15 protein-coding genes are annotated in these 11,218 nt (G+C 68.8%); all 15 read right to left on the bottom strand.

Annotated elements, in window-relative coordinates; translation table 11 throughout:
• Window positions 1-66: 66 nt before the first annotated feature.
• Complete coding sequence (locus DRV84_RS14300) at window positions 67-603, bottom strand: crossover junction endodeoxyribonuclease RuvC (protein ID WP_115981903.1); 537 nt, start codon at window positions 601-603, stop codon at window positions 67-69.
• A 109-nt stretch (window positions 604-712) separates the two neighbouring features.
• Window positions 713-3,646 carry a DUF7146 domain-containing protein gene (locus tag DRV84_RS14295; protein WP_192881435.1) on the bottom strand — a complete coding sequence of 978 codons (2,934 nt, stop codon included), beginning with the start codon at window positions 3,644-3,646 and terminating at the stop codon, window positions 713-715.
• Window positions 3,643-3,948, bottom strand: coding sequence for a hypothetical protein (locus DRV84_RS14290; protein ID WP_147298873.1), 306 nt, complete (start codon window positions 3,946-3,948; stop codon window positions 3,643-3,645). The genes DRV84_RS14295 and DRV84_RS14290 overlap by 4 nt, the downstream gene beginning before the upstream one ends.
• A 25-nt stretch (window positions 3,949-3,973) precedes the next feature.
• Window positions 3,974-5,257, bottom strand: a complete 1,284-nt coding sequence (locus DRV84_RS14285; protein WP_115981899.1) for an ATP-dependent DNA helicase — start codon at window positions 5,255-5,257, stop codon at window positions 3,974-3,976.
• Window positions 5,254-6,030 (bottom strand): hypothetical protein, encoded by a 777-nt coding sequence (locus DRV84_RS14280; RefSeq protein ID WP_115981897.1) that lies wholly within the window; start codon window positions 6,028-6,030, stop codon window positions 5,254-5,256. The genes DRV84_RS14285 and DRV84_RS14280 overlap by 4 nt, the downstream gene beginning before the upstream one ends.
• A gap of 10 nt (window positions 6,031-6,040) precedes the next feature.
• The gene (locus tag DRV84_RS14275) at window positions 6,041-6,382 is read right to left on the bottom strand and encodes a DUF6511 domain-containing protein (RefSeq protein WP_115981895.1); all 342 of its coding nucleotides are present in this window, start codon (window positions 6,380-6,382) and stop codon (window positions 6,041-6,043) included.
• A 23-nt stretch (window positions 6,383-6,405) separates the two neighbouring features.
• A complete protein-coding gene (locus DRV84_RS14270) occupies window positions 6,406-6,639 on the bottom strand; it encodes a hypothetical protein (protein ID WP_107893120.1) in 234 nt (77 codons plus the stop codon).
• Window positions 6,636-7,373 carry a hypothetical protein gene (locus DRV84_RS14265; RefSeq protein WP_239995093.1) on the bottom strand — a complete coding sequence of 246 codons (738 nt, stop codon included), beginning with the start codon at window positions 7,371-7,373 and terminating at the stop codon, window positions 6,636-6,638. Before DRV84_RS14265 ends, DRV84_RS14270 begins: the two co-directional genes overlap by 4 nt.
• Window positions 7,370-8,218, bottom strand: coding sequence for an ATP-binding protein (locus DRV84_RS14260; protein WP_115981891.1), 849 nt, complete (start codon window positions 8,216-8,218; stop codon window positions 7,370-7,372). The genes DRV84_RS14265 and DRV84_RS14260 overlap by 4 nt, the downstream gene beginning before the upstream one ends.
• Window positions 8,215-8,751 carry a hypothetical protein gene (locus tag DRV84_RS14255; RefSeq protein WP_239995092.1) on the bottom strand — a complete coding sequence of 179 codons (537 nt, stop codon included), beginning with the start codon at window positions 8,749-8,751 and terminating at the stop codon, window positions 8,215-8,217. The genes DRV84_RS14260 and DRV84_RS14255 overlap by 4 nt, the downstream gene beginning before the upstream one ends.
• Window positions 8,748-9,092: a hypothetical protein gene (locus DRV84_RS14250; protein ID WP_115981905.1), complete on the bottom strand. Its 345-nt coding sequence runs from the start codon at window positions 9,090-9,092 to the stop codon at window positions 8,748-8,750. The genes DRV84_RS14255 and DRV84_RS14250 overlap by 4 nt, the downstream gene beginning before the upstream one ends.
• Window positions 9,093-9,116: 24 nt before the next feature.
• Window positions 9,117-9,374, bottom strand: a complete 258-nt coding sequence (locus DRV84_RS14245; RefSeq protein WP_147298872.1) for a hypothetical protein — start codon at window positions 9,372-9,374, stop codon at window positions 9,117-9,119.
• An 85-nt stretch (window positions 9,375-9,459) separates the two neighbouring features.
• Window positions 9,460-10,182 (bottom strand): RNA polymerase sigma factor, encoded by a 723-nt coding sequence (locus DRV84_RS14240; protein ID WP_115981886.1) that lies wholly within the window; start codon window positions 10,180-10,182, stop codon window positions 9,460-9,462.
• 99 nt (window positions 10,183-10,281) lie between these two features.
• The gene (locus tag DRV84_RS15470; protein ID WP_147298871.1) at window positions 10,282-10,521 is read right to left on the bottom strand and encodes a hypothetical protein; all 240 of its coding nucleotides are present in this window, start codon (window positions 10,519-10,521) and stop codon (window positions 10,282-10,284) included.
• Window positions 10,522-10,600: 79 nt separating this feature from the next.
• A partial coding sequence (locus tag DRV84_RS15670; protein ID WP_205026744.1) for a hypothetical protein occupies window positions 10,601-11,218 on the bottom strand: 618 nt, incomplete at its 5' end.

The raw sequence follows: 11,218 nt of genomic DNA, 5'->3' as shown, positions 1-11,218 counted from the left end.
CGCGCTTGACCTGCTGGGGATCGCGCCGCCGTCCTCCATAGCCTTTCGGCGTGAACCGCATGCCGCTCATGCCACGCCTCCCTTGGTCTCCAGCGCCCAGAACAGGATCGCGATGGCATCGGCCTCGTTGTCGTCAGCCGGGCTGAACCCGCGGGCCCGGGCAGCCGCGATCATGGCATCCTTGTTCGCGTTGCCCTTGCCGGTGGCGAAGCGCTTGATCGTGCCGACAGGGACGCCCTCGTAGGGCACGCCGCGCAGCTCTGCCCACGAGGTCAGCGTGGCCATGAGCCCGCCGTAGACATGCGCGGCATCCGTGCCGGCGTGGCGACGGACCTCCTCGAACCAGATGGCGGCGACGGGCCCTGAGAGCCGATCCAGCTCGCCCAGCCAGTTCTTGAAGCGCAGGTAGCGCATGCCGCCGCCGTCATAGCGGCCGGGGCGGAAGCTGGCGGTGCCGGAGGTGATCAGCCCGTCGGCACCATGCAGGGCCCACCCCGTAGTTGTGCCGAGATCGAGCGCGAGAAAGGTACGGTCGGCGGGGTGCGCCACCGGCAGATCGGGGATTGCCTTGCGGTGCGAGGTGGCGAGAGTCGGGTCAGCCATGGGCGGTCTCCTTTTCTGGTTGGCTGCTCGGGTGGAAGACGACGGCGGTCTGGTGCTTGGCGGTACGGGGCCGCCGTCGTCGGATGGATCGGTTGATGGCGTAGGCGGCTCACGGGTCGAGCTCCCGCAGCCAGTCGGGCTTAGGGGAACATCGGTTTTGACGTTCCCCCCGATGTTCCCCTCCGTAACGCTCTGATTTCACATGGTTTGGGGAAGGTGGGGAACATGGGGAACGTTCTCCGGGCCCATCCTTATCGTGCGCGTGCGCGCGGGCACGCGCGTGTGAAGGGGCGGAAAAATGTTCCCCACGTTCCCCATGTTCCCCTCGGCCAGTGTTTTCAATGGGTTGGCGAGGGGAACATCCGTTTTCGACGTTCCCCTCGGACGACTGATGTTCCCCAACCTCAGGTTGATCGGCACGGGTCGGTGGTGCTTCGGTCTCACAAAGCTCAAGTTTCCACCGCGTCGCCTTGTGCTCGACGCCTGCCTTCCGAACACGGACACTGACCTCTCCAACCCGAAACACACGGTCGCGCATTCGAGAGATCGCCTTGCCGAACGCCGTCTTCTGCGCGCGATCCGTTCCCCCGCTGATGGGCGGAGCCGGGTCGCAGAACAGGGCGACATCGAACAGATCTGCCGAGAGGACCGAGGCCGTCCCGAACCTGTCCCACCAGGCGGCGATGAAGGCGCTCCAGCCGGCGCCCTCGCTGTCGGACGCCGCCATCATCTCCTCGAGGTTGCCGAGGAAACCGGGAATGCCGGCCGTCTCGAGCACGCCGCCCATGACCTGCGCCCAGCTTTCGTAGGAGCCGATGGTCCTGGCGCCACGCGGCTTGCCGGCGGCGATCCAGGCCTGGCAGAGCGTCAGACAGGCCGCGACGAGGCGGCCGCGGTTGGCGCGGATCCAGACCATGAGATCGGGGTGGCGGAAGCCTTTGCGCTGCCAGGGCTGTTCCACATTGGCATCGAGCCGGATGCGCACGAGGCGGCGGGCCATCTCGTTGGAGAACTCCGGGTTGTTGCCGGTGGCGATCCAGAGGCAGCGGATCGGCAGCCGGGTCATCTCGGACTGCCCGAGAACGCGATCCTCCCAGAAGGGCGCCGTGAGCGCGGCAGCCACGGCCGAGCTGTCGAGCTTGGCACGCAGGTTGTCGATCAGGATGATCGAGGGGATCTGGCGCAGCTTGGCGGTGACGCGCTTGCGCCATTCCTCGTCGTCGCGCCCCTCGGTCATCACGCTCGCGCCCGCGCCGGTCAGGATCGTGGCCACGGCATCGACCATCAGCGTGGCCCCGGTCCCGGGCGTGGGCTTCTCGATCAGGTGCAGCGGCGTCGGCCCGTCGATCATGCCGCGCAGGAAGCCGAGCAACAGGAGCGCCACGACATGCGCGCGCTCGGCCTCGCCGGTGAACGGAAAGTCGCCGAGCAGGTCCTCGCAGATCAGGGCGCGGGCTGCGCCAATGTCCTCGTCGGTCGGCCGCCTGGGGATATCGGGCACAGTGAAGCCCGGGGCGGGCACGTAGAGCAGCCGGGCGTCGGGGTGATAGCCCGGCGTGGTGATGAGCGTGCCGGTGCGCCCGAAGACCGGCGTGTTGACGATGCCCGTGAGCACCGGCAGCGCCGGGTCGGGCGTGGCGAGCACGGATTTCACCACGGCGACGGGCGGCGGCGCGGGCAGCAGTTCGCCCTTGGCGTTCTCGCGGACCCAGCGGGCGAGCCGCGCCAGCATGTGGCGCAGGCGCTCCTCGTTGAGCATGGTCGCCACGGGCCGCCCCTCGTCGTCTGGGACAACCCATGTGGGCTGGCCCGCGAAGCGGAAGACCCAGGGCGTGCGGTTGGAGGCCATGACCACGCTCCAGACCTGGGAGACGGCGCGGCCGAGATCGCCCTCGTCGGCCCGCAAGGTCGGAATGGTCTCGCCCGACCCCTGGTAGTTGAGGGGACGGTGCTGACCGGTCTGCAGAACGGCATCGGCGTCGGTAATGGCCTCTGCATCGGCGACCAACGCCGCGATGGCGGCAGGGCCGTCGCTTAGCAGCAGGTCGTTGAAGTCCTGGCCCTCTCCAGGCGGTCGCGCGATGGCTACATCGCGGCCCTGTGCCCGCAGGCGCCGGGCGCAGGCTTCGGCAGCACGCAACCCGGCTCCCGAGGCGTCATGGTCGGCCAGGATCAGCACGCGCTGCGCGGCGGGCGGCAGATCGATCTGCTCAAGTCCGGAGGTCGACAGCGTCGCCCAGACCGGCAGATCGGGACAGGCGGTCATCACCGCCAGCCCGGTCTCGATGCCTTCCGACAACGCCAGCCGATCACCGGTTCCGAGCGGCGCGAGCCGCACCGCGCCGCCGGCAATCCGTCCGAGCATCATCTTGGGCTTGGAGACTGGCGCCTTGCGAACTTCGTTGTCGTCTTCAACGATGTAGGTGCGGTGCAGCCCGATCACCTCGCCGCTGCGATCGCGCACCTGCCCCAGCAGGGCGGCATAGCCGGTCTTCGTTTCCCAATGCGTCAGATCGGGATGGAACAGCAGATCGGTCTCGTCCGGAACGGCCACTGCGCGCCCGGCGAGATAGGTCGCGGCAGGCGTATCCGTGATCGGCACCGCGCGCGAGAGGATATGCGCGATATCCTGCGAGGCATCGCGCTTGGGTGCCGGTTTCGCAGCCGGCATTTGACGCGCGGGCGCGCCGGGCTGAACACCCGCCCTCTCTGCCGCCTCGACGATCAGATCGCGCCCCGAAAGCCCTGTGCCTTCCTCGATCGCGCTGATCGGCCCGCCGCCCGCATTTCCGTCGAAGTCGATCCAGTCGCCGGCATGCGGACCGCGAAGGGCGATCACGCAGGAGCCGGTGTTGCGCGGCGCGTCCCCGCGGATATTGGCCAGCCGCCATTCATCGCCGACGCGCTTGCCGTTTGGGAAGAGGCGCGGCACCCAGCTCTCGGCCGTCTCGCGCAGGCGCTGCACGATCAGGTCCAGATCGTAACGCGCGGTCTGAACATGGGCCGGTGCGACATCGTTGAGATCGATGACAACGGCACTCACTGGAACGCCCCCGGCGGGACCACGCCACCGAACCAGCTGCGATCACTGCGAATGGCGATGAACCCGAAGCCCGGCCCCCGATGCTTCGGATCCGGAACGATCCAGAGATCCTCGCACTCGTCGTAGAAGGCGCCGTGATCCGGACCGTAGAGCTGCTCGATGAGATGCTCTCGCGGAACCTCGCGCAACGCGTCTTCGAGCGCCCGGATTTCCTCGACGCTCCTACCGGACGCATCGGCATAGGACTGGCGCTCTGCCTCCTTCTGCACCGGTGAACGCGGATCGCGCGATCGATTGCCCATAGTCTGCTCCTTCTTCGGCCGGATGTCATGACAGGATCAGCAGGCCGCGCTCGGCCCGGGTGATGGCGGTGTAGAGCCAGCGGCTGCGTTCCTCGGCAATGTGGCCGAATCCGTCGTCGACCACGATCACAGTCGGGAACTGGCTGCCCTGAGCCTTGTGGCAGGTGATCGCGTAGCCCCAGCTCGACTGAATCAGCCCGCGGCAGGCCATCCATTCGCGGCGATGGCGATCCCGGTCGAAGCGCACGTGGTCATCGTATTCGCCGCGCCAGAAGTCCTGCATGCCGGAGACAGGTGTTCCGTCGTCGGTCTGCACGCTGGCGCGGAAGGCCCGATCGTTGTGCGGATGGGCCTGCACATCCGTGAGTGTCAGGAACATCCCGTTGATCAGCCCAAGATCGTGGCGGTTGCGCAGGCAGATGATCTTTTCGCCGGCGCCCGTGGGGTAATCGGCCTCGAACCCGGCGGCGTCCTTCATCGCGGTGTTGAGCCTGCGCCGCATGGCGTGGGTGCCGCAGATCACCTGTCCGCCCCGCAGCATCTGTGCCGGACCGACCTCGTGGCGGGACATCTTCCAGACCTGATCGTCATAGGCGCCGAAGGGGATGTCGTGGCCCTGTCGCGCCATTGTCGCGAGCCTCAAGATCGGGCTGTCGGCCGCCTGGCGATGCACCTCGGTGAGCATCACGTCCGGCACAGCCTGGGTGAAGACGCCCGTGCCCTTCACGGGCGGCAGCTGGCCCGGATCGCCGAGAACAAGGATCGGTTTGCCGAAGGCCAGCAGGTCCTGCGCCATGTCCGCGCCGACCATCGACACCTCGTCGAGCACCAGCAGATCGGCATCGCGCAGATCGGACTGCGGGTTCAGGACGAACTGGGGCTCGTGGATGTGGTCGAGGCGCAGTTTCAGCTGCGCGATCTGCGCCTCGGCGAACCCGCGCTCGGCCACGCCCATCCGAGGCAGGTCGCGCTCCAGCGCCGCCAGTTCCTCGGTCACCCGCGCGATTTCCTCGGGCGAGGCCTCGGAGGTGCGATAGATCAGGCTGTGAATCGTCTGGGCCGGGGTGCCCTTTTGCGTCATCACGTGGACGGCCTTGCCGGTGAAGGCAGCAAAGAGCACGCCGCCGAGACCGCCCGGGGTCATGGGCTCCAGGCCGAGCGCCTCGATGGCCATGGCGGTGATGGTGGTCTTGCCCACGCCGGCGTATCCAAACACCCGGAACACCTGCTGCTCGTGCGTGCGATGGATATACCAGTCGCGGATGGCGGCAATGGCGCGCGTTTGCGCTTCCGTGAGGCTGACGTTCATGGCTGCGCCTCCGTCCAGCACCGCGCGGCAAAGGGGCAGAACCGACAGAGATAGAAATCGGCATGGGCGGCTATGCGGGGCAGCAGCTCGCCCGCATCCGCGGCGCGCAGCACGGCGACCGCCTTGTCGGACAGCTCCTGCGCGGTCGCCGGATCGAAGGGGACATGCTCGTGGTAGAGTTCGCAGCTGTCCTTGTTCAGCGCGGTAAAGAGCGCCGAGCCGAGGCCCAGATAGGCCATGTAGATCTGCATCTGCCCGAAATAGACGGGCTTGGAGAGCCGGACGCCCTTCTTTGCGGTGTCCGACCAGGAGGACGCCTTCAGCGCCTTGTGCTCCCAGAGCGCCGGCCAGGCGATGCCCACCTCCGGGCCGGCGACGATCACCCCGTCGACATGGCCGCGGATGCGACCGCCCGCCGTCTCGAAGCCGAACTGGCCACCTTCGCGGGTCTGGGTGCGCAGGTCGAACCCGGCCAGCCGCAGCCAGCGGATGGCGAGATCCTCGAAGACATGGCCGGCGGCGAAGATGCGCAGGCTCCGCCCCTCGAGCTCCTTGCCGGGATCGGGCGGCGTATGGGTCACTTCATAGACGAGGCGGCGCGCGCAGGGCTCGCCGATCCGGCTGGCGCCGAGATAGTCGCGGGGCCGCTGGCCAGCGCGCTCGGCCATGAGCGCGTCATCGAGCAGCGTGTTGATCCGGGCGCCGAGCGGCGGAAGCGCATCCGCGGCGCGGCCGTAGACGAAGCCAGAGCGGTGGTTGAGATCGACCAGCATCTGCGCCTCCTCAGAACGGCACATCGCCGGCGTCGGACTGGCGCTGCATGGACGCCTGAAATCCGTCGACGCAGGCCTCGATCAGGCGGTCGATGTCCTCGGCCGGCCAGTCGTGGAAGGGCGCCATCAACCCCATTTCCGTCAGCGCCTCGGCCAGCTCGCGGCGCGCCTCGCGGATCGCGCGGGTTTCCATGTCGGTCTTGTCGATCATGCCGTGGTTCCTCTTGGCGTTGGCCGAACCCGCCGTGAGGCAGGCCATCGAGCAGAAGCGGTGATGGGGATGGCGGTCCCAGCGCAGGTCGTGGCAGTAGCCGAAGCCCCGGGCCTCCCGGCCGCAGAGCGCGCAGGGCACGCGGCGGCCGAGCTCGGCGCGGGTCAGCCCATCAGGAGCAGGTCGAGCGCGCTTCGCTCCTCTTCGTCCGGCGCGGCGGTTCGGCGCTCGGAGGCCAGCACGATGAAGCGGCTGATGGCGTTGGAGGCCATGCATTCCAGATCGCGCCGGGTGAGGCTCGCGATGGGGCGATCGAGCCGCCCCCGCGCCTCGAGCCAGCGCCCCATCGCAAGGGCCGCCTCCGTGGTGACATGCGCCTGCCATTCGTCCGGGCTCACGGATTGAGCCAGGCCGGGCCGCCCGCGGCCTTCGGCGCGGCGGGCTCGGCGGCAGGTTGGGCGGCCGGTTGGGCGGCCTGTGACGACCACGCGGGCGCTGTCGGCGCCGCGGCGGGCTGCGACTGGCCCCAGGCGGGGGTTGCGGGCTGCGCGGGCGCGGCGGCCGGCCGGGGCTTGTTCGAGGGCTGCGCCGGCACCGTCTCGCCGGCCATCACCTTCTGCCACTCGGGCGCGGTGGGGAGCACGACATGGTCGAGCTTGTTGGCGTCCTTGTAGGCGGGGTTGCGGTTCGGCTCGATCTGGATCTTCGCGACGAAGGTGATCCCGTCGAGGTCGGCGAGCCCGCGCAACACGCGCTTGGCCTTGGCCGCCTCGCTCATGTCCTCCGGGTTCAGGCCGAGCGCGCTGTCGATCATCGCGCGGAAGGTCGACTTCGAGATCTTCCAGCCGATCGACTGGCCCTGTTCGTCGAGCTTGCCGCCCTGCACCGTGAAGTTCTGCCAGAACTTGCGCCGGGCATGCGGCCCCTCGGCCACCGTGAACTCGGCGTCGAGCATCAGCACGTCGCTGCCGGGCTGGTTCGAGGGTTTCAGGAGGCCGCGGTCCACCTCGCTCGCCCCGTCCGTGCCGCCCTTGCGGATGGACATGGTCACCTTGGCGAAGGTGCCGTCGGGGATCAGGTCGCCGGACTGCTGCGGCGCGACGTCGTTCATGTCGAAGGTCATCTCGTTCATCCTTTCGGTGCGTTGTTGATCTTGGAGAGGAGCGCGCCGAGATCGGCCGGCTCGGTCAGGTCGAGGCGCCCCGAGCGGTCCTTCGCGGGGAGGCCCCAGGGATTGCCGGAGCGGCAGACGAGACGGCGCGTCTCGCCCTTCTCGGGGTCGTGCCGCCAGGCGGTCGCGCCGTCGGGGCTCGTCTCGGTGCTGAAGAGGCCGAGGGTCATCACCTGGTCGACGATGCCGGGCAGCTCGCGCGCGGCCTTGCCGCCCTCCATCTGCGGCTGCCAGATCGTCCGGTTCATCTCGTCGGTGATGCGTTCGAGAATGCCGACGAAGATCACCGTGCGGCCGGGCGCATGCTGGAGGTGCTTGAGGAGCCCGATCACCTCGCGGGCGAGCAGCCCGTAGGCGCCACGGGTGTCCGGCTTTCCGGTCCGCTCCGACAGCGCCTCGGGCCGGGTCTTGGCCCAGGCCATCGCCTGCCGCGTCAGGTCGGTGATGCTGTCGACGAAGACGATGCGCTTGGCGTCGAGCCGTGCGGCGAGTTCCGGGTGCTGTCCCCTCAGATGTGCGTGATGCGCCTCGGAGAAATGCTCGTCGGGCTGGGCCGCCGGGTTCGCCCCGCCGATCAGGCAGGCGATGTCCACGGCGTCGGCAAAGCGGCGGATCGGCAGGCTGTCGCCGCGCCAGTCCTGCACGGACTTCAGCCCGGCCTCGAGATCGAGGCAGACGGTCTCCTCGGCCGGCAGCGTCTTCAGGAGCGTGGTCTTGCCGGCGCCGCTCGGACCGAACAGCGCCATGGTGGTCTTGCCCTGCGCCTCGCGCAGCCGCTCGTCGGCGGTGACGATCCGGAGGCTCATGCCGCGCCTCCCTGCGGCAGGAGCTCCACCTTCAGCGCGCCGGTTCGCACGGTCCGCGCGGGCTCGAACACCGCCCGGATGTTGTCGGGCCAGGCCGCGTATTTGCGCTCCGGCACCTTGATGACGACGTCGACATACTGGGCGGGGTCGTCGCCCGAGCCGCGGATACGCTCGACGATCTCGCCGAGCCGGTCCTGGTCCCAATCCACCCGCTTCGGCAGATCGGCCACCACGGTGAAATCGCCGTCGTCGAAGCGGACGGTGCCGGTATCCTTGCCCCGGGCCTGCCGCTCCTCGGCGGCGCGCGTTGCGTAGCGAACGGTCAGCGCGGCATCGAGCCGGGTCTTGGACGCCTTCGCGCGCTTCAGCGCCTCCTCGGTCTCGCGCTGCAGGATGGCGAGCAGTTCGACGGGCAGCTGCGCGAGTTCGGCGTCGGGGATGCCCGGCAGGTCGTCGGGCGTGAGGCTGTTGTTCGGCCAGGGCATGAACGGGTCTCCGTGATCGGCGAAAGAGGTCTGGATGGGGGAGGTCACGCCTCCCGCTCCTCGAGCAGCAGCGCCGACAGCGAGGCGGCGGCGTGCTTGGGCTTCGGGCGCGCGGCGGCGATGTAGGCGAAGCGGTCGGGGCCCACGCGCTCCTGAACAAGATGGACGAGGCCCTGCTCGGCGGCCCAGAAGGCGCGCGATCCGAGCCGCGCCAGCTCCTCCCGCTCGCGGTCCGCGAGGCGGTCGAGCATCGGGAAGATGTCGAGCACGAGGAAACCGCGATGGTATTCGAGCCGGTCCCCGGGCGCGGCCTGCGCCACCCACGCGCAGAACTCGATCTCGCTCAGCGGGCGGCTGGCGCGGACGGTGATGAAGGGGGTGTTGCCCATGAACATGATCTCCGCCGCCAACCGCTAAGCGGCCTGCCGGGAAACCAGCCCGACAGGGCGGGTGCGGAGACCGGCGACCGGGGCGGCGGCGGCCGGCTCGGCCGGGTCATCGCCATCAGAGGCGGCGTAGACCGCAAGGAGCGGCGTGCCGTCCTGATGCGCGCCGGCGTCCTCGATCCGGTAGGCTTGGTGATTCTTCAGAACCTCGGGCAGTTCCCAGCGCCGATAGAGGCCCGGGATCCTGACCATCTCGGCTGCGGGGACTGGGTGTCGTTCCTGCATGGTCCATCCTTGTTCGTGCTGTTCGGCGGCGTGCTTGCCGGTCACTGGGGAAAAGCCACTCGGCGTGCCGGATCGGGACATCGGGTCAGACGATTTCCTGGAGGCGGTCGCGGAGCCTGCGCGTGGCGCGCTGGTAGCGCTTGCGGGCGGCCGCTTCGGTCAGGCCCAACCGGTCCGCCGTCTCGGCCTGCGAGAAGCCCTCGACGGCGACACAGCTGACGAGATCCGCGTCGCTACCGATGAACTGCCGCATGTCGTCGACGAGCCGCGCGCGATGCAGGGCTCGGTCAGGCTGTCCATGGACAGCGGGGATCGCATCGGGATCGATCTCGGTGGCGACGCCTTCTCGTTCCGCGTCGCGCTTTCGCGCCCGGATGATCTCGCGCTCGACGTTCCGCAGGACCGTTGCGGCGATCCAGGTGACGCGGTCCGGATCGAGGCAGCGAATGGCCACGGTCGTCCGCGCGAGAATGTCGGACACGATCTCATCGACGGGCGCGATCCTGCGCGCCACGGCGCGACGGCGGATCGCGTCGAGCCCGGGCCAGAGCGCCAGCAGCAGCACGGTCACAGCGCAATCGGACGCGCCATCGTCGTCCTGCGCAGCTGTGATTAGTGCCCTGAGGATCCGGTTCTTGCCGGCCGGGCTGTCGGGACCGCGGTGCAACGCTTCGAGAAGCGCCGCCCGGTCCGGAAACCGGGTGATGGATCCCTGCGCGCGCCGGAGCGCGTCGAAGCTGCGCTGGAAGCCGAGAGTGGAAGAGGATTGCATGAGGTGATCACGGATCTCGTGCCACGCGATAGACATCGGACGCCTGCCTTCCGGCCAGGCGTCCGGCGCCTTGTGGTGGCCAGGTCAGGACGTCGCGCGTCTCTGCGTTTTCAGGGGGTTGGGTGGATGCGCGCGTCAGCGCGCGGGTGCGGTGGCGTGGTTCAGCGTGCCGCAGCCGCGGCAGGTGGCCTGAACCGGGAAGCCCACGAGATACTCGTGGCCCCGCGCGAACCGCAGGTGCATGCGGCCGTCGCGGCAGACGCCGAGCAGCTTGTCGCAGCGCGTGCAGCGCCAGTACGCGGTGGTGGAATTGGCGTTGGCAGCGCCGGATCGCCTCGTCTGGGCCGCTTGGCGCGATGGGAAGGGAGTCGGCATGGAAGTGCTCCTCTGAAGTGGAGCCCTTCCAGTAATCAGCCGGTTGTTAGACCGTCCCGCACGGCATGTTAGACCGTTGTTAGACGGCCGGCTCGGACGACGCCCCGTCGACCACCAGCCGCCAGTAGCCGCGCTTTTCGCCCTTGGCGATGTAGACGTTCAGGATGCTCTCCCAGGTCTTCGACCGGAACGCCTGCTGGGGGTTCCGCGAACCGAATCCGTCCATCAGCTGCTTGACCTGCACGTCCGGGCTGCCCGCCTTGCAGGCTGTCACGAGGCGCTCGAAGATCGTGATCTGCTCCGCGCCCGTTAGGTTCAGCGGAGCCTTTCCGGGCACATGCAGAACTGCCGACTGCGGTCCCGAGCGCAGCACCTGCGGTGTCGCGCCACCGCGCGCCAGCGCGAAGTTGCTGCGGTACGTCAGCTCGAGCCCGTCGCGCGCGACCGCGAATTCCTCCTCTGCCGGCGCGATGTTCGACAGCAACGGCACCACGACGTTCGGCCCGAGATGGGAGGGCATGTCCTCGCTGGCCGACAGCACGATGCCGACGCCGGCCTGGTTGCGCGCGCGCATCGCCAGGTCCAGCCGTTCGACGGTCTTCAGGTTGTTCAGCCGCCGCGCGAAAAAGAGCGGCACCTCGGCGCCACCGATCTCCATCGCGCCGAGCAAGGTCAGGTCCGGGTCGAGGATCTGTTG

The sequence above is a fragment of the Rhodosalinus sediminis genome, from assembly GCF_003385555.1.
In the GTDB taxonomy this organism is placed as follows: Bacteria; Pseudomonadota; Alphaproteobacteria; order Rhodobacterales; family Rhodobacteraceae; genus Rhodosalinus; species Rhodosalinus sediminis.
Note: the sequence above shows the minus strand (reverse complement) of the source record. Positions and strands in the feature narration are given on the sequence as shown.